The 21,037-nt window shown below is 61.8% G+C and carries 22 protein-coding genes; 10 read left to right on the top strand and 12 right to left on the bottom strand.

Annotated features, from left to right (window positions below; genetic code table 11):
- Nucleotides 1–100: 100 nt before the first annotated feature.
- Genes B5527_RS33020 through B5527_RS33005 form a run of 4 tightly spaced genes read right to left on the bottom strand, consistent with a single transcriptional unit; the run spans nt 101 to nt 4,065 of the window.
- Nucleotides 101–829 (bottom strand): polysaccharide deacetylase family protein, encoded by a 729-nt coding sequence (locus B5527_RS33020; protein WP_245332357.1) that lies wholly within the window; start codon nt 827–829, stop codon nt 101–103.
- Between the two features lie 30 nt (nt 830–859).
- Nucleotides 860–1,693 (bottom strand): class I SAM-dependent methyltransferase, encoded by an 834-nt coding sequence (locus B5527_RS33015; protein ID WP_079605228.1) that lies wholly within the window; start codon nt 1,691–1,693, stop codon nt 860–862.
- Nucleotides 1,694–1,699: 6 nt separating this feature from the next.
- A complete protein-coding gene (locus tag B5527_RS33010; protein ID WP_079605227.1) occupies nt 1,700–3,142 on the bottom strand; it encodes a lipopolysaccharide biosynthesis protein in 1,443 nt (480 codons plus the stop codon).
- The gene (locus tag B5527_RS33005; protein WP_154072648.1) at nt 3,136–4,065 is read right to left on the bottom strand and encodes a DUF6492 family protein; all 930 of its coding nucleotides are present in this window, start codon (nt 4,063–4,065) and stop codon (nt 3,136–3,138) included. The genes B5527_RS33010 and B5527_RS33005 overlap by 7 nt, the downstream gene beginning before the upstream one ends.
- 481 nt (nt 4,066–4,546) lie before the next feature.
- On the opposite strand from B5527_RS33005, the gene B5527_RS33000 reads away from it, so the two are divergent.
- Nucleotides 4,547–6,448 (top strand): acyltransferase family protein, encoded by a 1,902-nt coding sequence (locus tag B5527_RS33000; protein ID WP_079605225.1) that lies wholly within the window; start codon nt 4,547–4,549, stop codon nt 6,446–6,448.
- A 34-nt stretch (nt 6,449–6,482) separates the two neighbouring features.
- On the top strand, nt 6,483–7,406 hold the full coding sequence (locus tag B5527_RS32995) for a glycoside hydrolase family 26 protein (RefSeq protein ID WP_079605224.1): 924 nt from the start codon (nt 6,483–6,485) through the stop codon (nt 7,404–7,406).
- Between the two features lie 125 nt (nt 7,407–7,531).
- Here the strand turns inward: B5527_RS32995 and B5527_RS32990 are convergent, their stop codons facing one another.
- Nucleotides 7,532–8,620: a radical SAM protein gene (locus tag B5527_RS32990; RefSeq protein WP_079605223.1), complete on the bottom strand. Its 1,089-nt coding sequence runs from the start codon at nt 8,618–8,620 to the stop codon at nt 7,532–7,534.
- 196 nt (nt 8,621–8,816) lie between these two features.
- Here B5527_RS32990 and B5527_RS32985 point away from each other — a divergent pair, with 196 nt between their 5' ends.
- Genes B5527_RS32985 through B5527_RS32975 form a run of 3 tightly spaced genes read left to right on the top strand, consistent with a single transcriptional unit; the run spans nt 8,817 to nt 11,403 of the window.
- Nucleotides 8,817–9,065 carry a hypothetical protein gene (locus B5527_RS32985; RefSeq protein ID WP_154072647.1) on the top strand — a complete coding sequence of 83 codons (249 nt, stop codon included), beginning with the start codon at nt 8,817–8,819 and terminating at the stop codon, nt 9,063–9,065.
- The gene (locus tag B5527_RS32980; RefSeq protein ID WP_079605221.1) at nt 9,062–10,093 is read left to right on the top strand and encodes a glycosyltransferase family 2 protein; all 1,032 of its coding nucleotides are present in this window, start codon (nt 9,062–9,064) and stop codon (nt 10,091–10,093) included. Before B5527_RS32985 ends, B5527_RS32980 begins: the two co-directional genes overlap by 4 nt.
- Nucleotides 10,090–11,403: an O-antigen ligase family protein gene (locus B5527_RS32975; RefSeq protein ID WP_079605220.1), complete on the top strand. Its 1,314-nt coding sequence runs from the start codon at nt 10,090–10,092 to the stop codon at nt 11,401–11,403. The genes B5527_RS32980 and B5527_RS32975 overlap by 4 nt, the downstream gene beginning before the upstream one ends.
- A 34-nt stretch (nt 11,404–11,437) precedes the next feature.
- On the opposite strand, the gene B5527_RS32970 is transcribed toward B5527_RS32975, so the two are convergent.
- Nucleotides 11,438–12,544 carry a glycosyltransferase gene (locus tag B5527_RS32970; protein ID WP_154072646.1) on the bottom strand — a complete coding sequence of 369 codons (1,107 nt, stop codon included), beginning with the start codon at nt 12,542–12,544 and terminating at the stop codon, nt 11,438–11,440.
- Between the two features lie 255 nt (nt 12,545–12,799).
- On the opposite strand from B5527_RS32970, the gene B5527_RS32965 reads away from it, so the two are divergent.
- Nucleotides 12,800–13,735, top strand: coding sequence for a hypothetical protein (locus tag B5527_RS32965; protein WP_079605219.1), 936 nt, complete (start codon nt 12,800–12,802; stop codon nt 13,733–13,735).
- Between the two features lie 17 nt (nt 13,736–13,752).
- Complete coding sequence (locus B5527_RS32960) at nt 13,753–14,940, top strand: GNAT family N-acetyltransferase (protein WP_079605218.1); 1,188 nt, start codon at nt 13,753–13,755, stop codon at nt 14,938–14,940.
- Between the two features lie 100 nt (nt 14,941–15,040).
- On the opposite strand, the gene B5527_RS32955 is transcribed toward B5527_RS32960, so the two are convergent.
- The 5 genes from B5527_RS32955 to B5527_RS32945 all read right to left on the bottom strand — a co-directional run bounded on the left by B5527_RS32955 (nt 15,041) and on the right by B5527_RS32945 (nt 17,973).
- Complete coding sequence (locus tag B5527_RS32955; RefSeq protein WP_079605217.1) at nt 15,041–16,000, bottom strand: DUF5996 family protein; 960 nt, start codon at nt 15,998–16,000, stop codon at nt 15,041–15,043.
- A gap of 104 nt (nt 16,001–16,104) precedes the next feature.
- Nucleotides 16,105–16,281, bottom strand: a complete 177-nt coding sequence (locus tag B5527_RS45540) for a hypothetical protein (protein WP_172842734.1) — start codon at nt 16,279–16,281, stop codon at nt 16,105–16,107.
- Nucleotides 16,282–16,377: 96 nt separating this feature from the next.
- Nucleotides 16,378–16,524: a hypothetical protein gene (locus B5527_RS45535; protein ID WP_172842733.1), complete on the bottom strand. Its 147-nt coding sequence runs from the start codon at nt 16,522–16,524 to the stop codon at nt 16,378–16,380.
- A 53-nt stretch (nt 16,525–16,577) separates the two neighbouring features.
- Nucleotides 16,578–17,177, bottom strand: coding sequence for an NAD(P)H:quinone oxidoreductase (wrbA, locus tag B5527_RS32950; RefSeq protein WP_079605216.1), 600 nt, complete (start codon nt 17,175–17,177; stop codon nt 16,578–16,580).
- Between the two features lie 97 nt (nt 17,178–17,274).
- Nucleotides 17,275–17,973 carry a pirin family protein gene (locus B5527_RS32945; protein WP_079605215.1) on the bottom strand — a complete coding sequence of 233 codons (699 nt, stop codon included), beginning with the start codon at nt 17,971–17,973 and terminating at the stop codon, nt 17,275–17,277.
- Between the two features lie 119 nt (nt 17,974–18,092).
- Here B5527_RS32945 and B5527_RS32940 point away from each other — a divergent pair, with 119 nt between their 5' ends.
- From B5527_RS32940 to B5527_RS32930, 3 genes are all read left to right on the top strand, one after another.
- Nucleotides 18,093–19,007: a LysR family transcriptional regulator gene (locus B5527_RS32940; protein ID WP_079605214.1), complete on the top strand. Its 915-nt coding sequence runs from the start codon at nt 18,093–18,095 to the stop codon at nt 19,005–19,007.
- A gap of 96 nt (nt 19,008–19,103) precedes the next feature.
- Complete coding sequence (locus tag B5527_RS32935; RefSeq protein WP_079605213.1) at nt 19,104–20,090, top strand: Bug family tripartite tricarboxylate transporter substrate binding protein; 987 nt, start codon at nt 19,104–19,106, stop codon at nt 20,088–20,090.
- A gap of 179 nt (nt 20,091–20,269) precedes the next feature.
- Nucleotides 20,270–20,557 (top strand): hypothetical protein, encoded by a 288-nt coding sequence (locus B5527_RS32930; protein ID WP_338065054.1) that lies wholly within the window; start codon nt 20,270–20,272, stop codon nt 20,555–20,557.
- A gap of 12 nt (nt 20,558–20,569) precedes the next feature.
- On the opposite strand, the gene B5527_RS32925 is transcribed toward B5527_RS32930, so the two are convergent.
- Entirely contained in the window at nt 20,570–21,037 is a 468-nt protein-coding gene (locus B5527_RS32925) for a YbaK/EbsC family protein (protein ID WP_079605211.1), read from the bottom strand.

Raw genomic sequence — 21,037 nt, 5'->3', positions numbered from 1 at the left:
GTTACGCCGCGCGCCAAGGGGGCCGGCGCGGAACAAACGCAACAGGGAAAATTAACCATACTCAGTGAGGGACTATTCACCGAAATGACGAAAAAAGCGTTTAAGCGGCTGCGCATAGCAACGCCTCCGCCATGGTCAAAACCGGGATTTGCCGGCGCGATGCCGCCTTGAGCGCGTGGTTCATGAGCGCCGGCGAACAGCCGTATCGGCTGGGTTGCTCGACGACGTCGTGGCTATAGAAAATTAACCATCCGTTAGTGATTTGCGCCTGGTCGAACGCGCGCTCGATCCCGTCGCCGTCGATGTGCCGGTCGATCAGGGGCACCGCGCGAAGGAATTGCGGGTCCACGGTGCCGCTGTTTACGCCCGGCACGATGCTGCGGCAGGACTGGAAGGCGGTTTTGAGCCGGCGCTTGTGCGCGAATGAGCCGTAACCGAAAGGATAGGCAAAATTCGAAAGCTCGATCGACGGTTCGAGCGACTGGAAGTATCGGCGATTTTGCTCGATCTCCCCCGCCAGCGACACCCTGTCGAGATCGCAGGTCCTCCGATGGGAATAGGTGTGACAGCCGATTTCGTGGCCGCTGCGGTGCAGGGCGACGACATCCTCGGCATCGACGGCTGCCCAGTCGGGCGATTCTGTGGTGCCGACCAGCCCGCCGGAAACATAGAACGTTCCGCGTGCTCCATGGTCCTCGAGAATCGCGGCGCCGGTCGTCGCGGCGCTCTTCGGAATGTCGTCGAATGTGAAGCTGACCATCGGGGTTGCGTTGTTCAGCCGGCAGCGTTCGACCGGCACATGCATCGCCAGTCGATGGCTGACTCTCATTTTGGCTGTGGACCACCTCGCGTTCATGGTTCAGCGCTTTCGCAAGATCACGTGATAATCGCCGTGCCGCACGTCGGCCTTCCCCGGCAGAAGAAGGTTCATGACCACGGCAACGGCATCGAGCAGCGCGGCGAACGCCGGCTTGCGCGCCCGCATCTCCGGATAGCGCGGGCTCTCATATTCTTTGCGGTAGATGACCTGCAGGCCGTGGGCGCTCGCGAAGGCTTCGAGATTCGAAAGCGTGACCAGCGGGTGGAAGAAGGTCGGGAATGGCGCCTGGCCGGGCTGACCGGCGTTCTTGTCGCCGCGCACATAGCGGTAGAACCAGACATGAAACCAGTGTGGGGAGTACTTGGTGACGACACCGGACAGTGATTTTGGATTCGGCGCGCCGATCAGGATCAGGCCGCCTTGTTTCAGCGATTCGCAGAAGCCCGATAGCGCCGCTTCGACATCGGCAAGATGTTCGATCACGTTGTAGCAGATCACGAGGTCGAAGCTGCCGGGCGCGAACCGGTAGGTCTGGACATCCCCAAGAATCGTCTCGTGCGCGTAGTCGTTGTTGCGGATCTGGTCCTCGTCGATATCGACCACCGTGACATGGGCGCGACGCAGCACGTCGAGCGGCAGGAAGCTGGTCGAGCCGCCGCCGGCTTCGTAGATCGCAAGCCTGGTCGGCGGCAGCTTGATGCCGAGAATGCTGTGAACGGTGAGCAGGCTCTGGCGCGCCTCGCCGGGCGGCAGGTCGAGCAGCGACTGCGGATGCACGGGCGTCTGCGGCGATGCGCCGGCCGGCACAGATGCATCGGTGGTGACATCGGCGAGAGCCGCGCGGGCGAGATCGATGGTGACTGTTTTGTTCACGGGCTTTTATCCGATGTTGATGCTGGCAAGCTTGGTTCTGAAAAACGCCAGACCGAGTTTCAGACGCCGGCGGGTCCGGGAGATGTCGAGCAGCCAGCACATCGCCACGTAGCTCGCCAATCCAACGCAAACGAGAATGACACACGCGGTGAGATCCGAAACATGCAGGCTTCTGTCGAGCGTTCCGACCGCCAGCGCCATCACCAGTCCGGCGATCAGCGTCAGCGCAAGCCGGCCAAGGGGCATTGGAACGGGAAACGCCCAGCGGCTGAGGATCAAGGCGCAGACAAATCCAATGACGTCGGCGCCGAGCCGGGCCCATGCGGCGCCGGCGGTGCCGTGGCTGCTCACGAGAACGTAGGACAGGATCACATTGGCCGCGATGATCGAGGCGGTATTGATCAAATAGAGCGAATTACGTCCCGACAGCAAAAAGCTGGCATGCAGGTATTGCTGGGTCAGGACCTGGAAGATCACGGCGATGGCCACGATCGGCATGGCCTGTGCGGCGACCTCCCGGAAGTCGGCACCGAGAACGACATTGGCGACGTGCGATGAAATGACGGCAAAGCCCAGGCAGGCCGGCAGCGTGATACTCAGCAACAGTTCCACGCATTCGGCGAGGTGCGATCGGAGCGCCGCATTTCCCTGTTTGGCGTGAATTTGCACGGCGAGCGGAAAGAACGCCGCGGCCGCGCTCATCGCCGGCATCATCAGGGTCTGCCGAACCAGGTCGAGCCCCGCGACATACCTTCCGGCATCCGCGGCGCCAACGAGGTTGGCGATCATGAACCGATCGGTGACGCTGGAAACGGCGAGCAGCGTCAGGGACAGCGTCAGGGGCAGGCCTTGCCTCGCCACCGCCGCAAGACCGGCACCATCGAATGCGACGACCGTTCCCCGCCAGGCGGCGCGCGACTGAACCAAAACGGCAATTACATAGGCCAGCGCCGACGACAGCAGCAGCAGGAATCCGGCCGGACTGAGGAAGGCGATGACAACGCCAAGGCCAAGCACCGAAGCGGCGCGAACCAGCGTGGCCTTCATGACCGTGAGCGCCATGAGCCGCGCGCGAACCAGATCCTGGGTCAGCTCATACAGGCCGATCGCGACCGAAAGCACGACGGCAGCCAATGCCGCCGAGGCGTCGAGGCCGACCAGGCGTCCCAGTCCGTAAGCGATCGGCGCGGCGAGGCAGCAGATCAGGTATCCCGAGATCACTACGCCACGAACGTCGGTGCCGTCGTTGCGGGCATGTCCGTTCAGGATAAGGTTGCGGAACCAACCGGCGAGAAAAACGCTGATAACCGACGCGAAGCCGACGCCGAGCAGATAGATGCCGTAGTCATGAGGCGAAAACAGCCTCGTGAAAACGAACACGCTCAATAGCCCCAGCACCGCGGAGAGGATATTGGCGGACAGATTGATGCTGGCTTGTCCGATCAGCATAGCGCTTTGAGCCCGCTGATTTTCCTGGGCAAGGCCCGAGGCGTCCGGATCGTCCGCATTTCCTCGATCGCGGTGCGGATGGTTTGCACCGGGGTGCCCGAGAACGACGCGACCGAGAACGCGACATCATCGTTGCCGGCGCCGCGAAGCAGCCGGTTCAATTCTTCCGGGCTGAGCTTCGGCTGGTCCCAATAGCTGACGCAGGGCGTGCTCGAGGTGAGGGTGTGCTTGGCGGAGGAGCGTGCGTCGTTCTGCACGAAATAGCCGTACAGCATGTATTCGGAAAAGTCCCGGGTCCGGCACAGCGCTTCGACCCAGTCGAGACTGGTGACCGCTTCGATCCTGGAGGTCATCGCGCGCGTGGTGCGCTGATCCCAGAATATGATGTGGCCGATGAAGTCGGACGCCGGAAGCGGGGGCGTGGGAAGTCCGAGCAGCCGATGGCTGGTGTCGACCCAGCGCGAATGGCGGATTTGATTCGCCGTGACCTCGTCAGGCATGTTCAGCAGCGGAATCGAATTCGGATACTCAAACCGCGCCAGGTCGAAATTCCGAAAGAACACGACGTCCGAATCGAGGATGCAAAATCGCTGGTGGGGCAGCGATATGGTCGCGGCGATCTTGAGATACTGCTGCACATGCCAGCCGCTGACCGGCTTGGTTCGAAACGACCACCAATATTGCCGCCGCTTGCGCTGGACGACGCGGGGCAGCGGCCGCAACCATTTGGGCAGGAACATCGATGCGGGAAGCACTACCCTGCGCTCGCTCCCGAAGTGAGCGAACAAGGACAAGTCGCAATCCGGGACCAGCAGATAATGCTTCGAAAATGAAGTGACGTGCCGGTCGACACTCTCGCAGAGCAACGTGCATAACTCGAGGTCGCGCCCGTAAGTTGGAGTTAACAACGCTACAGGTTTCATCTCGTGAGTCTCTTTGGCGGTGACATACAAAGCATCGGCTTTCGAAGGGTCGGGTGTCCTTGGGTAGCGAAAGAGCAAGATCGGTGCCGAACAGGTCCGCGAGCTCCCGTCGTGTTTCGAGAGTGGTTAATTTGCTCGCGGTAACCATCGTGGCTGCGCGATGCGGGCGCGGCATCACGCTGGACCGGGTATTGCAATAGCTTGCCGCGTATCGCCGGTTTCCCCGGCGCAAGGCGTGACGCATGACAATACTGTTGCATTTCCGGCGTGATTTCCGTGCGAGTGGCGCAAAGCCCGCGGAGCCCGGTCTTTTTGGCACAGCCGGACTGTCCGAAGTGTCCGCTTTTGCAACGCCGCGAACGCCGTCGCCGGCGGCAGCACCAGCCGCAAGGTTAATGCCTCACGGCGCGTCACGCGCTACGCCTCGCTGCCGTGAGGCGAGGCAAGCCGGCATTTCATCGTTGTCTTGGTTGAGGTCTGAATGATGAAGTATCGCGCCGACATCGACGGCCTGCGCGCGCTCGCCGTCATCCCAGTGTTGTTCTACCATGTCGGCGTTCCCGGCTTCGGCGGCGGCTTCGTTGGCGTCGACATCTTCTTTGTGATTTCGGGATACCTGATCTGCGGCATGATCGACGCGGACATTCGCAGCGGATCGTTCTCGCTCGGTAATTTCTACAAGCGCCGGGTCTTGCGGATCCTGCCCGCGCTGTTTGTCATGTTCCTGGTCACAAGCGTCCTGGCTTATCTCTACTGCTTGCCGGTCGAACTCGAAGACTATTCGAAGAGTCTCGCGAGCGCGGTCGGCTCGGTTTCGAACGTCTACTTCGCGGCGACGGCGGGGTATTTCGACGCCCCGGCCGAAACGAAGCCTCTCCTGCATACGTGGTCGCTGGCGGTGGAGGAGCAGTTCTACCTCATCACTCCACTGTTGATGCTCTGTGCCTATCGTGTGCTGTCAAAGCGCATACGACTGCTGTTTGCAATCGCAACCGTGCTTTCCTTTGCGGCGGCCTTCGCGATCAGTTTTCGAAACGCCACCTTTGTGTTTTACCTCACGCCGTTTCGTGCATGGGAACTGACGCTCGGCGCGCTGCTGTCGATCGGGTTCATTCCGGCGCCGCGGACCGAATTCGGCAAGAATGCATGCGGCACGACAGGCCTGCTGCTTTTGCTCGGCGTCGTGGTTTTTGGATCGTCATCGGCTCCACTTCTGTTGATGACCTCGCTCGCCGCCATCGGGGCCGCCCTGGTCATTGCTTCCAGCGAGCAGGGTACCTCGGCGGCCGGACGGTTGCTGTCGTTGCGGCCGATCGTCTTCATCGGCCTGATATCCTATTCGCTCTATTTATGGCATTGGCCGCTGATCGTCTTTCAACGAACGGACGGACTATTTTTTCCTGACTCGTCCAGCGCCGCGACCAAGCTGACGCTGATCGCGGCCTCGGTCGGTATTGCCTGTCTGTCATGGAAATTTGTCGAAATGCCCTTCCGATCGAAGGTCAGGGCTACCTCCAAGGCCGTTGTTTTCGGTATCGCCTCGACCGCGATGGCTTCGGTCGTGGCACTCTGTGGTTTCGTGCTGATCGAAGGCGGGGCGCCGTTCCGTTTTCCCGAGCGCGTGGTGGCAATCGGCGCCTACCTCGCCTACGATCCTTCCGCCGCGTTCCGGTCCGGTCACTGTTATCTGGCGACCAACCGCCAGCAGCTCGATGTCGAGACATGCCTGAAGCTGAACGGCAAGCGGCCGAACTATCTGCTGGTTGGCGATAGCCACGCAGCCCATCTCTGGTTCGGCCTGTCTTCCGCCATGCCGCAAGTGAATATCATGCAGGCTACCGCCAGCGCCTGCCGCCCAGCGGTCCAGCCGGTCTCGCTGCTCGACACACGGGCTTGTCCCAGATTGATGAAGTTCGTCTTCGACGATTTTCTCGTGCACAACAAGGTCGACAAGATCCTTCTCTCCGCTTCGTGGAAAGATGAAGATATCCCTGTCCTGTCGGGCACGCTCGATACCCTGAGGTCGCGGGGATTCGACGTCACCGTGCTGGGGCCGATCGTGGAATATGATGCAGCCTTGCCGCGGCTTCTGGTTGAGGAAATGCTGCGCAACAGCCCTTCCATCGCCAGCGACTCGCGCACGCCGGGGATTCGGGAGCGCGATCGGGCGCTGAGGCGCATCGTCACAGCCAAAGGCGCCACTTATCTTTCAGTCTACGACGCGGTCTGTCGCAACGATCGTTGCGATGAATTTGCCGAGGGCGATATTCCACTGCAGTTCGACGCCGGCCATCTCACGGCGAAGGGGTCCGTCGAAGTGGGGCGAAGATTGTCGGCCTTCTTTGCCGGGAAACTGGCGAGGGCAGACGATGTTTCGAACTGATCGAATTCGCGCGACGCAACGGCGGGCCATCCTCTTGGCGGTTGTGGCTCTCTGCGGAATTGTCTCGACCTCTGGTGAGGCAAATGTCGCATCGCGCACCGCTTCGAATTCAAAGTTTGCCGGCGCGTTCGTAAACTGGGGGGGCGACGGCCGCGAGCGTAGTTTGCAGGTTTGGGAAAAGTGGCTGAACCAAGCGCCGTCATCGGTGGTGGGCGTCGACTTCTACGCCCAATCGACGTGGGATGATTTTTTCAGGCTGAATTGGGTGCCGGGCGTCTGGAGCAAGCTCAACCCGGCGCGGAACGTGGTTTGGTCTGTTCCGCTGACGGTTAAGGGGACGTCGCTGGCGGATGTCGCCGATGGCCTGCACGACGCCGAGTTCGAAGCGGCGGCCATGGCGATTGCCGAGGCCCAGCCACGCGCCATCATTCGTCTTGGCTGGGAGATGAACCTTGTTTCCATGGCCTGGTCCGCCAAGGACCGGGAGGCCGACTACATCAAGGCATTCCGCCGCGTGGTCGGAATCTTCCGGGGATACTCGAGCGGCTTCAAGTACGATTGGTGCCCGGGATGGGGACCTCAGGACAGCGCCGCGGATCTCGCCTATCCCGGCGACGACGTCGTCGATTACATCGGTCTCGATGTCTACGATTTCAAATATGACGGTTCCGTCCGGGAGAGATGGGACAATTTCTATTTGAAGGCACCGTTTGGCCTGCAGTGGCACAGGGAGTTTGCTGCCCGGCACGGGAAACCCATGAGTTACCCCGAATGGGGCGTTGGCAATTTCGGCGACAATCCCTTCTTCGTTCAGCAGATGCACGACTGGTTCGTGAGCAATGCAGAGAATATTGCCTATGCGGCCTACTTTAACGTTGATGGATTATGGCCGACGCAAATTGACACCGCCCGGTTCCCCAAGTCGCAGAAGCTGTTCAGAAGGCTTTTCAGGCGCTGACGTCTAAATTTGGCTGATTGAACTTGTCTGTATGATCGGGCAAGCAACGCACCGCCGACCGATTGTGCCGGAGAGGTGCGAACTCTTGCCCGGTCAGCCTGCCATTGCAGGTTTGATCGAGAAAATTAACCCGCCTGGTTTCCTGTCAGCAATGTCAGGCCCATCTTCAGTTTGTCGTTCAGCGTCCGTTGCGACAGGCAGGTGAACAAACACAGCTTGTCGCAGGCAACGGTCTCCTTGCGCCTGACGCGGGCTTCCTCGCCATACCAGATCTCGCGCGCGTTCTGCGTTTTGACGTTGCCGATGGGCTTATAGAACCAGCAAACTTCCAAACGACCGTCGGAGCGAATGAAATAGTTTCGCATTCCAACCCGGCACGGCATGACTTCCGGCGGTGCTTTCTCCCGCCGAAAATGGTTGGGCCAGGCATTGAGGACCGCTTCGCCGTTCAGGATCGGCGCCCCGTTGCGCTTCAGCCGCAATATTTCATCGCGAACCGCCATGAGATCGTCCATCTCGTTTTCGCCAATCCACAATTCGTCTTCGACTTCCGACGTTCCCATTTCGACGGGCTGGAAGCTGAGCGCGGTGGCGCCGATTTCCTGTACCCAGTCCACCATCTCCGGCAGTTGCCGGAAGTTGAGCTTGTGGACGACGGGCTTGATGATGATGGGAAAATCCATTCCTTCGGATCGCCGCATCTCGGAAACGTTGCGGATGCCTTGCACGATATCGGTCAGGGAGTTTTCCACGCCGCGCGAATAATTGTGGATCGCAGCATCCTTGGAATCGATCGAGATATTGATGTTGAAAGGATTGGCCTGCACCGTTTGCGCGACGATTTTCTTGTTGTGATAGGCTCCGCCGTTCGTTGTCACGCCCCAGTGGATGTCGTTGTCCCGGCAAAATCGGACGAGGTCCAGGAACCCCTTCTTCAAATAGGGTTCGCCGCCCGCGAATTCGACGTGGTAAGCGCCGATGAATTCCTTCAGGCTGGAAAGCGCCCGCTGCCATTCTTCAATGGACATTTCATCCCGGTAGTTCGGACGTCTCCAATAGTCGCAGTAGCGGCACTTGTAATTGCATCGCTCGATGACTTCAGCAAATATGGACGCCGGACGAGTAACGTCGCGACCGGTACGCAGATAGAGTTCTTCCGACAGGGCGTTGCGGACATGCTTGGTGCCCAGGGAGACGAGGTCTAGCGCTTTCAAGATTCAAACTCCGGTCGTCACGATTCGAACGATAGTTCCAGCAAGCAGAGCAAATTGCGCGCCACTTGTAACGAATTCGCACCGTTGACGATCGCGGCCAGCACTTAACCCTAATGAATTGCAAATAGAGCTGTGGCCACACGGCAGGAATTCATTTCAATTAACCCGGTAATATTAACCGTAGCGAAAAGTCGCCGTGGCCATGCGCATCGCTGGAGCGGATATTGCAATCATGCCGGGGTACGTTTGCATGGAAAAAGCGGATCGAAGTGCAGGCATGTCGATAGAGGCGTATTTCCAGCGTGATATTCCCGTAGGTGTGACAATCGCCGCGACGGGCATTGATCATATCGAAACCGATCTGTCCCAATATCGTGGCGTGATCCCGTTCCGGGACAACGGGCCGCGCAAGACCGTCTTCTCCAGGGATTTGATTCAGACATGAACCGGGTTTCAGCCGATTTGCGCGCAGATGGAAGTTCCGGCGCCACGCGCTACGCTTTCCGTGCGGTGGCGGCAACGTCGCCCTCGCTCGATTCGTCGATCGATATCGTGGTCTGCGTCCCGAGCTTTCGCCGCCCGCAGCATTTATGGCTGACGCTGGAGTCGCTCGCCAATCAGCGCACCGAACGGCGCTTTGCGGTCGTCATCGTCGAGAACGATGCCGTGCAGCACGAAAGCGTGCCGGTCGCTGCCCAATTCCTTGCGTCTGGCAAAGTTCCGGGGCTTTGCGTGGTCGAGCCCCGGCAGGGCAATTGCCACGCCATCAACGCGGCGTTCGAGACGGCGATGACGACGTTCCCCACCGCTTCCAGCCTGCTGATGATCGACGATGATGAAATCGCCTCGCAGGATTGGCTCGAGACTATGACGCGATCGGCCGAGACCACCGGCGCCGATGTGGTCGGCGGGCCGGTGTGGCCTGACTTCGACGACGACATGAAGCGCGGGCTGCGCCAGCATCCGGCGTTTCGTCCGGCCTATGACAGTAGCGGACCGGTGCCGGTCATCTATGGTGGCGGCAATTGTCTGATCAAGCGGCCGGTGTTCACAAAACTAGGCGATCCGGCCTTTGACCTCGGTTTCAATTTCCTCGGTGGCGGCGACTACGATTTCTTCACCCGGTGCCGTCGTGCCGGCTTCCGATTTCACTGGGCGGCGGAGGCGATCATCGTCGAGACCGTGCCGAACAGCCGGACCAATATCGGCTGGCTGATGCGGCGGAGCCTGCGGATCGGTGTGATCAATTATTATATCCAGCGCAAGGCGGCGCCTACGGTCTGGTCGCGGGCTCAACTGATCGTCAAAATGTTTGCGATGCTGCCGTTTTCGCTGTTTCGGGCCGGCCGGGTATTCTTAAGCGAACGCAAGGCGGTCGTTGCGATGCATCCGATGATTGTCGCGGTCGGCAGCGCGCTGGCAACCGTCGGCTTCGAACCGCAACCTTACGAAGCCTCGAAGATCGTTTTGTGAGCCAATTGGCCACCACGTCGGAAGTCCGCGCTGTCGTCGGGGAATTGCGCCGCCAGCAGGTGATGGACGTGGTGCGTGGCGCTACATTCATCGGAGCTTTGCTGCTGGCCTGGGTGTCGCTGCGGCCGTTCGTCGACCTCGGCAATCCCGAGCTCAACGATCCCACCACCGGCAACGAGACGCGGACCTACCTGGTGTTCGGCTGCGTGGCGGTCCTGACGATCGGGCTGTCGATGCGCGACAACATGCGCGGACTGGTAACGCTGCTGACGCCGGCCTATGTCCTGTTCACGGGCTGGATCGTCGCGTCCATAGTGCTCTCGCTCGACCCCGGTACATCGATAAAGCGCTTCGCGTTGACAGCCTGCGTCATCGCCGTGGCCTCGACGCTGCCGCTGCTGCCGAAGACCCAGAGCGAACTGGTGCGCTGGTTCAGCATCGCTGCGCTTGTCTTGCTGGCGACCTGCTATCTCGGGATATTGCTGGCGCCGAACCTGTCGATTCATCTGGCGACCGACGTGCAGGAACCACAGCTTGCGGGTGACTGGCGCGGTTCGTTCGGCCACAAGAACGAGGCGGCGGCCGTTATGGCGATGCTGCTGTTCCTCGGCATCTATATCGTTCGATCGGGCGCATGGGTGTCGGGTATCGCCATCATCGGCCTTTCCTCCCTGTTTCTGCTGTTTTCCGCTGGGAAAAGCTCGCTCGCCCTGTGCTTCGCGGTGCTGGCGCTGACCCTGCTGACGACGGTCGTTCGTTCGTTCTGGGTCCGCGCGGTGATGCTGCTGACGCCGTTGATCCTGCTCAATTTGCTCGGCGTCGGCACCGTGTTGAGCGACAGTCTCGCCGAGGTCGCAAAAATGCTGCCGCTGGATTCGAGCTTCACCGGCCGCACCGACATCTGGACCTTCGCGGTGCAGGCCCTTCAGGAGCGGCTGCCGACGGGCTACGGCTTCTCTGCCTTTTGGGGCAGCAGCGCGATTCAGAATCTGCCGGAAGGCAAGGAATGGGCGGCGTACGCGTCGCATAGCCATAACGGCTATCTCGATACCGCCCTGGCGATGGGCCTGCCGGGACTGGCGCTGCTGATCGCCGCGCTGGTGATCGGTCCGCTGCGCAATTTTCACGCCGCCGACCGCGGCGGAAATAACGGGCCGCTGACGATGGCGCTGCTGCAGATCTGGCTGTTCGGACTCTATCTCTCGTCGATGGAGAGCTTTTTTCTCGATCGCGCCGATCCCCTGTGGTTCACGTTTCTGGTGGCGATGTTCGGCCTGCATTACATGGCGCGGTTCCGCATCCGGGAGTGAGGCCCGGTGCGCCGCATCCGGGGAATGACGTTTCTTATCGCGATTGATCTAAAAATTGTGCCCGGACCGCCTGCGCGACATCCTGCCACCAGCCGTCGAAATCGAACGGCGCCTGCACCGACGGCCATTTGAGCGCCGAAACGATGCGGTCGGCGTAAACGCCGTCATCCGATCCTCGTGCCACCAGCACGATGGCGCCGCGACCGATCAGTTCCTTGAAGCGCGGATGATGGTCGAACTCGTCCGGTTCGGCCGGGCCGGTGACGATGACGGGCCGGCCGGACTCCACGCAGGTGAGAACGCTGGAACGCCGCGCGGTGAGGCCTTCCTCGAGCGGATAACAGAAGGCGTCGATCAGGCTGAACAGGCCGAACACCTCATGGGCAGTTGCGACGTAGCCGCTGACGATGACATCGTCTGATACGCCGAGTTCAGCGGCGCGGGCTTTGAATTCCTGTTCGACCCTGTCGACGCCGCGGATGAACGACCCGATATAGACAATCAGCGGCTTCCGCCCGCGCTCCTTCAACATCGCGCATATGTTGAGCAGCGCGCTGGGCTGCTTGCCCGGATAGATCGATCCGAAATGGCCGATCACGAGCCGGCCCTGTCCCCGCGCGGCGATCAGCCGTTGCCGCAATTTGCTATCGGCGATCCCCGCGGGAGCTTCGATGTTCGGCGGCAGAGCGGCCAGCAGGCATTTTTGCGCGGTCCAGCCGACCAGGGGATCGCGGGCAAGTTCACGCCGTACCATGGGTGAGAACATGACGATCGTGTTGGCGAGCAGCAGCGCCGGAAGGTAAGTGATCCGGCGCAGCCAGTGCAGGCCGGCCCATTCATGCTGGATCAGGATGATACGCCGGCCGCGCAGCCGGGCGATCGCGAGCGCCAGCAGCGGCCTGAACATCACGCGCTTCCAGGCCACGATGGGGAAATTGCAGACCAGGCTCCGCGCCGATGCCACGGCGCGCCAGATCTCGGCGACGGTTCCCTCCGATCGCGTCAGGGTTAATGTCGTGCAACTGCCGGGGTCGAGTTTCTCGATTGTCTCACACAGCCGACGGGTAAATTGTCCGACCCCGCATTGCATCTGCGGGCCCGCGCCGAGAAAAAGCGCCTGATATGCGGGTTCTGAATTCATCGTGCCGCGCCGGCGCCTCTTTTAAGAATTCGCGTGGTAGCCATACATCCCAGACATTATCTTACCGTAAGCGGCAGGGCCGCCCTGGGCACCCTTCTTGCCAGATATCAGGAGAGGATCGGCCGGCCGTCTCATATCGGGACAGCGGTTGACCCCGCGAAACGGCGGCATCAGGCTTTTCGGGGACGGCGCTGGAAGAGCGCCGGGCTGATCGGCGCCGCACCAACAAAAACGCGAGTCAGCAGGAGCGCGACGATGACGACGAACAAGGTTTTTAGCGACTGGGACGAGACCCATTCGGCATTGTGGGGCCACCAGCCGATCCAGCTGGCGCATGACATGCACAAGTCACCGCTGTTTTCTCCCGACCAACTGGCCAGGCTGATCGAGAACTATCCGCGCGAGCATTACAGCCTGGTGCAGACCGGCGCCCGTGGGTCCGCCCGCGTCTGGCGCGAGGGCGAGATCGGCAATCTCAGCGGTCACCAGGTCATCGACGCGATTTCTCGCGGCGGACTCTGGCTCAATATGCGTGACGTCGGCGCGGTCGATCGCCGTTACCGCAACATGCTGGATGGCATGTTCGAGGAGGTCGGGGCGAAAGTTCCGGGCTTCAGTGCGCGGGACCATCAGGAGAGCATCCTGATCTCGGCGCCGGATGCGCAGGTGTATTATCATTTCGACCTGCCGGGGCAGGCGCTGGTGCAGATCGTCGGCCGCAAGCGGGTTTATGTCTACCCGAACACGGCGCCGTTCCTCACGCCGAAGATGCTGGAAGACGTCGCCGTCTATAACGTCGAGGTCGATATCCCCTATGAGTCCTGGTACGACAGCCACGCCAAAGTGTTCGATATCGGACCGGGCCAGATGCTGAACTGGCAGCTGAACGCGCCGCATCGCGTGGAAAATCTCGACACCTTCAGCGTTTCAATGACCGTCTCCTATACCAACGATCCGATACGGCGCGCCGGGATCGTCAATCTCGCCAACGGCCTGTTGCGGCTTCGTTTCGGCTATCAGCCGAAGAGCCGCAATCCGCGGGGCCCGTCATACTTCGCCAAGGCGGTGCTGCAAAAACTGTATCGCGATAGCGGCTGGGTCAAACGCCAGCGCCAGGCACGTCGTCCGACCGAGTTCCGGCTCGACGCCGCCGTGTCGGGCAAGATCGTCGATCTGCCGAAGGCAGCCTGAAGGAACTGAACCTGGAAATGACGGTGTTGGGGGCAGAGGCCGGGGATCTGGGCGCGCGGGAAATCTTGCGCGCGGCCGGATTCCGGGTCGAGTTTGTGCACGACTGGAAACAGGCCGTGGCGCGTTGGAACGATGCCATCCCCTCGACGCTGTTCCAGGACCCACGCTGGCTGGACGCGTGGTATGCCGCCTTCGCCGGCACCGATCAGGTCGAGCCGTTGATCGCCATCGTCTCGGATGTGGCGACCGGCAAACAGGTCGTGCTGTTGCCGCTGATCCGCAGACGGCAGAGCGGCATCCGGATCGTCGAATTCGCCGACCTCGCGCTTACCGATTACAACGCGCCTTTGCTGGGTGCCGCCGCGCCGCGCGATGCCACGGCGGCAAGCGGCCTGTGGCGCGATCTGAAGGCGGCGCTGCGGCGGATGCCCGGCGGGGCCGATCTCATTCGCCTGCGCAAGATGCCGCATGATCTCGACGGCAAGCCCAATCCGCTGACGCTGCTCGCCGGTGCAAATCCCTGTCCGCTGAACGGCAATGTCGTGGCCACAGGCGATGATTTCGACACCTACCGCTATTCGCTGGGAAGAACCGTCCGCAAGGAGCTGGAGCGGAGCTGGCGGGTGTTTACGCGCGATCCCGAAGCCGCATTTCAGATCGTCACCGATCGGAATCAAGCGCTGCGCGTGCTTTCGACGATGGAGATGCAGCAGAGCGCGCGGATGCAACACCTGGGACTGAATTTCATTCTCAATGACGAGACCTGCGCCGCGTTCTACCGCCAGCTGGTCGGCGAAAACCTCGGCGGCGGGTATGCCGTATTGTCGGCGCTGACCGTCGGCGACGAGGTCGTTGCGACCTTGCTCGGCATCCGCGGCGGTTCGCGCTACGTCATGGTGCGTATCAGCAATGCAGGCGAGAAGTGGTCGAAGTGTTCGCCGGGCCGGCTGATCATCGGGCGCACCATGGCCGCCCTGCACAGGGATGGCGTCAGGCAGTTCGATTTCAGCATCGGCAATTATGCCTACAAGCGCCGGTTCGGCGTGGCGCCGCTTGCCCTGATCGATCTCACGGCGGCGCTGAGCTGGCGCGGATGGCCCTATGTCCTGCGCGATCGCGCCGCGCGCGAACTTCGCCGCCATCCGCGACTCCATGCCTTGATCGTTCGCGCGCTCGGCCGGCCGCCCTCGCGCGAAGAGAATTGAATTTATTTCTCATTGAATTCGTACAGCGAACCTCGCTTCACCTCTCCCTGTGGGAGAGGTCGGCGCGCAGCGGCGGGTGAGGGGTTGCGGCCTAACGGTACTAAACCTGCCGTACTACGCCGGGCTGGCCCAGAGGGCATTCCAGCGAGTCGCGATCCCATTTCGCGGCGTCGGCGGCGGCCTCATAGGTGCTTTGCAGGAATTCGAGCAGTGCCTGGTCCGGCGCCGCGGCGGTACGCACAGCATCGTAGGGCAGGATGAATTCACCGAGCGCTTCGCTGAAGAACGCCGCGTCCGGCCGCACCCGTGTGGTGCGGAAGCCCGGCGGTTCGGGATAGGCATAGGAATAAAACGCGGGATAGTCGATCGCGCCACTGCCCGGCCAGAAACCGGCGCTGCTCACCTCGTGCGAATAGGCCTCGCAGGCGACATCATCGGAAAGGTGAGGTACCCCGCCGGGATGCCGAGGCGCTCGTCGCCCCGAAAAGCGCGTCACCGCAAGATCAAAACTGCCCCAGAAGAAATGCACCGGGCTGGCCTTGCCGAGGAAGCCGGTGCGGAATTGCTTGAACACGCGGTCAGCGTTGACAAGGATTTGGAAAAAGCGCCGCACCGCGTCCGGATCGTAGGAAGCGTGCTGGGTGTCTTGCGAGAAGCGGATCGGCTCCGGCAACTCGTTGGGTATCTCGTCGATTTCGATGTGAATGCCGAGATCCGCCAGCGCGGCCATGACGGCGGCGTAAAAACTCGCGACCGATTGTCCGGCCAAAGCGAACTCACGCGTGGCGCCATCGCTGGTCGAAATCCGCAAGGCATGATCGATGAAGTCGAAGTCGATCTGGAATGTCCTGATATTGTCCGGGATCGGCGAGGTGGTCAGGCCGCGCGCAGTGACGTACAGCGCGACGTGCCAGGAATGATTCAGCCATGGGGTACGCACCAGCCGAATCTTGCCGGCGATCTGGGTCCATAGCTGCAGTGTCGCATAGGTCTCGCGCCACGCCGCGGTCGGCAATTCCGGCCAAGGGAGTTGCGGGGAGATTTGCGGGGCGTTGCTCATCCGTCACCGTAACATTCGGTCATCGGCATTCCCGACATGACAAGGCCGGGCGCGATCCGGCCCGGCCTTTATATGCGAACTCACGGCAGTTGGGGATGCCTGCGTTATTTTGTCTTGGCCGTGTCCTTGCTGAAGGCGGCGTCGACTTCGTCTTTCTTGATGCGGGCGGCGGGATTTCCAGGCTGATCGAGGTTTTGCTCCTCGGTTCCGTCGCCCATCATGCCGGGATGCGGCGTGGCGGATTTTTGCTCAGTGTCTTTGGGAGCTGTTTTGTTGGACATTGCGAATCTCCAGGCGCGGATGCGCGTGACCCAACTGCGCCAACGCCGTCTGGTTCCGCCGCCTTCAGGCAGCGATGGTCCGGACGCGGCAACGGGTCATGAACCGGGGCCTTCCGGACAGCGGCGCTTGCCGCGCGAGGCGCGGAACAGGCTGCGGCACCACCAGCGCCGCGTGACGGCCCGTACCGGGTTGCGGGCCATCTCATAGATAAAGAGAAGTTCGATCATGGCGAAGTCCTTCATCCCATGATCTAGATGGGGCGGCACTCGCGAAAGAGAATGCCGCCCGCTTCGCATCAGCCATGCAGTTTTTTCGCCGTCTCCGCGATCACGCGTCCTTGATAGCGCGCGCCGGCGAGTTCGTTTTCGGTTGGCTTGCGGCTGCCATCGCCGCCCGCAATCGTGGTGGCGCCGTAGGGCGAACCGCCGGTGACGTCATTGAGTTCCAACTGGCCCGAAAAACCGTAATTCAGGCCGACGATGGTCATGCCGAAATGCAGGAGATTGGTGATGATGGAGAACAGCGTGGTCTCCTGGCCGCCGTGTTGGCTCGCGGTCGAGGTGAAGGCGCCGCCGACCTTGCCGTGCAGCGCGCCCTTGAGCCAGAGACCGCCGGCCTGGTCGAGAAAATTCGCCATTTGCGAGGCCATGCGGCCAAAGCGGGTGCCGGTACCGACAATGACGGCGTCGTAATTGGCGAGGTCTTCGACCTTGGCCACAGGCGCCGCCTGGTCGAGCTTGTAGTACGACGCCTTTGCGACTTCCGGCGGCACCAATTCGGGCACCCGCTTGACGTCGACGGTAGCGCCGGCTTCGCGGGCACCCTCGGCGACGGCATTCGCCATCGTCTCGATGTGACCGTAGGCGGAATAATACAGCACAAGAACTTTTGTCATGGTTGGTCTCCAGGGAGCAGGTTGGGGTGGGAGAGGGGTTGCAAACTAATTCGGTCGTCATGGCCGGATTTGCTCCGGCCATGACGAAAACGTGAGGTCACGCCGCGTCGACGAGCACCAGTTCGGAATCTTCCAGTGCGGTGATCCTGAGCCGTGCCTCGTCGCGGATCGCCACGCCGTCCCGGGCTTTGACCCGCACGCCGTTGACGTCGACGCTGCCGGCCGCCGGCACCAGATAGAGGTTGCGGGTCTTGCCCGGCGCGTACTCCGCGCTCTCGCCAGCCTTCAGCGTGGTGGCGAGCACGCGTGCATCGGCGCGGATCGGCAGCGCGTCGTTATCGCACTTAAATCCGCTGGCGATGGTGACGAAATTGCCGGAGCGATCCGACTTCGGAAACGGCTTGGCGCCCCAGGTCGGCTGGCCGCCTTGCGTGGTCGGCTCGATCCAGATCTGGAAGATTTTTGTCTTGGTCGGCTCCAGATTGTATTCGGAGTGACGCACGCCGGTCCCGGCGCTCATCACTTGAACGTCGCCGGCTTCAGTACGGCCCTTGTTGCCGAGACTGTCTTGATGGGTGATCGCGCCTTCGCGGACATAGGTGATGATTTCCATGTTGGCATGGGGGTGCGCGGGAAAGCCGGTGTTGGGCGCGATCTCGTCGTCGTTCCACACCCGCAGCGAGCCGTGGCCCGTGTTGCCGGGGTCATAGTGGCTACCGAATGAGAAGTGATGCCTGGCTTTGAGCCAGCCGTGGTCGGCGCTGCCGAGTTTTGCAAAAGGTCTGAGTTCGATCATGGGATGTTTCCTTGGATTGAATTTCCGTTGAAGTCTGGATATGCGCTCGCCTTGAGGGTATAAATAGAAACTATTGAAATCCATTGTTTCTATATTTGCTCCAATAGAATGGGTGCCGAATGGCAAAACTCCCCGATTTCGAAGGCCTCGCGATCTTTGCAAAAGTCGTGGAATTACGGTCGTTTGCCGCTACTGCGACCGAGCTGGCGCTGTCCAAGGCGACAGTGTCCAAGGCGGTCAGCCGGCTGGAGGAGCGGCTCGGCGCGCGGCTGTTCAACCGCACCTCGCGTCGGCTCGCCTTGACCGATGCCGGGCAAAAACTGTCGGAGCGGGCCGCGCGCCTGCTGGCTGATGGCGAGGCGGCCGAGAACGAGGCGCTGGCGCAATCGGTGATGCCGCGCGGACTGGTGCGGCTCGCCGTGCCCATGACGTTCGGGGTGATGGCGGTAGCGCCGATCCTGCCGGAATTTCTAAAGCAGTATCCCGACGTCACGATCGACCTTCACCTCGGCGATGCCATGGTGGACCTGGTCGGGGAGGGGTTCGACGCGGGCCTGCGGATCGCGAGCCTGCCGGATTCATCGCTGATCGCACGGCGGCTGTGCGCGATGCCGCGCTACACCGTGGCTTCGCCCGCCTATCTCGATCGCCACGGCCGCCCGACCCATCCGATGCACCTCGCCCAGCATCGATGTCTCGGCTATGCCTATCTCTCCACGCCCGATGTCTGGCACTACACCAACGCCGCCGGCGAACAGGCCAGCGTGCGCCCCGCGGGCCCGCTGCGCGTCAATAACGGCGAGGCGCTGATGCCGGCGCTGCTGGCCGGGCTCGGCATCGCCGATCTGCCGGAATTCATCGTCGGCGACGCCATCGCGTCGGGCGAGGCGGAAGTCATCCTGAAAGACTGGAAGCAGACCGAAGGCTCGGTGCATCTGGTGATGCCGCCAGGCGGCCCGCGCCCGGCGCGGGTCGAGGTGCTGGCGGAGTTTCTGGCGAAACATTTTGCGAAGACGAAGCGAAAGCCTCCGTAGGCGGGCACGGCGCAAAAGCGCCTTTGCCGACGCAACCGTTCTTCGATAAGGCTACATCCAACAACCAACCAAAAACCTTCCGGGGAGAAACTGCCGATGAACCGACGTGAACTTCTCAAAGCCGCCGCGGCGCTGCCGATGGTGCAGGTCGCGCTCTCGAATTCCGCGCATGCTGACGCCTGGCCGTCGCACACCGTCACCATGATCGTGCCGTTCCCGGCTGGCGGGCAGGCCGATCTGGCGGCGCGACCGGTGGCGCAGTCGCTGGAGCGAATTCTCGGCAAGTCGGTCGTCGTCGACAATCGCGCCGGCGGCGCCGGCGGATCGATCGGCAATGCGGCCGCGGCACGCGCCGAACCCGATGGCTACACCCTGCTGATGACGCTGTCGTCGCTTGCGGTGTTGCCCGAGGCCGACCGATTGTTCGACCGTCCCCCTCTCTATGAAGTCTCGCAATTCGCACCGGTCGCGCGCGTGCTCGCCGATCCCACTTTGCTTGCGGTGCCGGCCTCGGCGCCGTGGAAGACCCTGCAGGATTTCGTCGACGACGCCAAAAAGCGTCCCGGCCAGATTCCGTACGGCTCGTCGGGCCCCTACGGCACGCTGCACGTGGCGATGGAAATGTTCGCGGCCAGTGCCGGCATCAAATTGCTGCACATTCCGTTTCGCGGTGCCGGCCCCGCGCTCAACGCGTTGATGAGCGGAACGGTACAGGCGCTGGCGTCGGCGCCGGGCACGCTGAAGCAGCAGGTCGACGACGGCAAGATGCGCGTGCTCGCGAACTGGGGCGCGGAGCGGATCGCGAGTTTCCCCGATCTGCCGACCTTCAGGGAACTCGGCTACAAGGACGTCGAATTCTATATCTGGGCCGGGCTGTTCGCGCAAAGCGCGCTGCCGGCGCCGATCATGACGCGGCTGCGCGAAGCGATGGCGCAAGCGGTGAAAAGTCCTGAAGTGACAAAAACCTTCGAGACCGCGGGTAGTCCGGTCGCCTACATGGACGCGCCGGAGTTTACAAAATTTATGACTGAAGACAGCGCGCGCCTGATCGCGGCGGTGAAGAAGATCGGCAAGGTGGAATAGGGCAGCGCAAAGAAGCGGTCCGCCTTCACATTTTGTTGTCCGGTGTGAACCTTCGCCTGCCCCGTTTATTTTCAATCCTCGGGTGGAGCAGTTTGTCACAGCGAACATGCCCGCCGGTGAATCCGAAAGAAGGGTCGGACATGAGAGCGCACCGAATTGTTCTGAGTCTTGCGATAGGCGTGGCCGGCGGCATCGCCGTTCAAGATGCGGCTTTTTCGCAGGAAAACCGGGGAACGCTGGAACAACAGCTGGCCTGCACCCCCGACGTTTTCCGGCTCTGCGGCGAACAGATACCGGACACCAACCGGATCGTCGCGTGCCTTCGGCAAAATACCGCACAGCTGAGCGGACCGTGCCGGGCGGTATTCGAATCGAATGCCAGCGCGCCGGAGCAGGCCGCGCCTCGCCGGCGTTACGCTCAGCCGGTGCCCAACGGTCGGCCGAGACCCGACTACGACGACCAATAGAACCGCCGGGCACTACGACGGATCCTGGCAGATGTCGACCCATTCGGCGGCGGTCAGTTCGGCCATTCGCGACGGTGCAATGCGCACCGCGCTGTGGGTCGATCCCGCAGCCGGCACTACCTCGTCGAATGCCTTCAGCGACACGTCGCAATAGATCGGCAGCGGCGTTTTCAGTCCGAACGGACAGACGCCGCCGACTTCATGGCCGGTGATTTCGGCGACCTCGTGAAGGCCCAGCATCTTCGGCTTGCCGCCGAAGCGCGCCTTCACTTTCTTGTTGTCCATCCGCGACGTTCCAGCAGCCACGATCAGCACCACGCGCTCGCCGATCCGCAGGCTCAGCGTTTTCGCAATCCGGCCGGGCTCGACGCCATGGGCTTCGGCGGCCAGCGACACCGTCGCCGAACTCATCGGCGATTCGATCACGGCGATGTCGGGCGCCTTTGCGGCGAAGAACGCGCGCACCGATTCAAGACTCAT

The sequence above is a fragment of the Bradyrhizobium erythrophlei genome, from assembly GCF_900129425.1.
Lineage (GTDB): Bacteria > Pseudomonadota > Alphaproteobacteria > Rhizobiales > Xanthobacteraceae > Bradyrhizobium > Bradyrhizobium erythrophlei_C.
This window is presented reverse-complemented; position numbering and strand designations above follow the sequence as displayed.

Coding starts and splice junctions, on each gene's coding strand:
- B5527_RS33020 (WP_245332357.1), bottom strand. CDS start 829: ATGAGAGTCAGCCATCGACTGGCGATGCATGTGCCGGTCGAACGCTGC.
- B5527_RS33010 (WP_079605227.1), bottom strand. CDS start 3,142: ATGCTGATCGGACAAGCCAGCATCAATCTGTCCGCCAATATCCTCTCC.
- B5527_RS33005 (WP_154072648.1), bottom strand. CDS start 4,065: ATGAAACCTGTAGCGTTGTTAACTCCAACTTACGGGCGCGACCTCGAG.
- B5527_RS33000 (WP_079605225.1), top strand. CDS start 4,547: ATGATGAAGTATCGCGCCGACATCGACGGCCTGCGCGCGCTCGCCGTC.
- B5527_RS32980 (WP_079605221.1), top strand. CDS start 9,062: ATGAACCGGGTTTCAGCCGATTTGCGCGCAGATGGAAGTTCCGGCGCC.
- B5527_RS32970 (WP_154072646.1), bottom strand. CDS start 12,544: ATGAATTCAGAACCCGCATATCAGGCGCTTTTTCTCGGCGCGGGCCCG.
- B5527_RS32965 (WP_079605219.1), top strand. CDS start 12,800: ATGACGACGAACAAGGTTTTTAGCGACTGGGACGAGACCCATTCGGCA.
- B5527_RS32960 (WP_079605218.1), top strand. CDS start 13,753: ATGACGGTGTTGGGGGCAGAGGCCGGGGATCTGGGCGCGCGGGAAATC.
- B5527_RS32955 (WP_079605217.1), bottom strand. CDS start 16,000: ATGAGCAACGCCCCGCAAATCTCCCCGCAACTCCCTTGGCCGGAATTG.
- B5527_RS45540 (WP_172842734.1), bottom strand. CDS start 16,281: ATGTCCAACAAAACAGCTCCCAAAGACACTGAGCAAAAATCCGCCACG.
- B5527_RS45535 (WP_172842733.1), bottom strand. CDS start 16,524: ATGAAGGACTTCGCCATGATCGAACTTCTCTTTATCTATGAGATGGCC.
- wrbA (WP_079605216.1), bottom strand. CDS start 17,177: ATGACAAAAGTTCTTGTGCTGTATTATTCCGCCTACGGTCACATCGAG.
- B5527_RS32945 (WP_079605215.1), bottom strand. CDS start 17,973: ATGATCGAACTCAGACCTTTTGCAAAACTCGGCAGCGCCGACCACGGC.
- B5527_RS32940 (WP_079605214.1), top strand. CDS start 18,093: ATGGCAAAACTCCCCGATTTCGAAGGCCTCGCGATCTTTGCAAAAGTC.
- B5527_RS32935 (WP_079605213.1), top strand. CDS start 19,104: ATGAACCGACGTGAACTTCTCAAAGCCGCCGCGGCGCTGCCGATGGTG.
- B5527_RS32925 (WP_079605211.1), bottom strand. CDS start 21,037: ATGAGTCTTGAATCGGTGCGCGCGTTCTTCGCCGCAAAGGCGCCCGAC.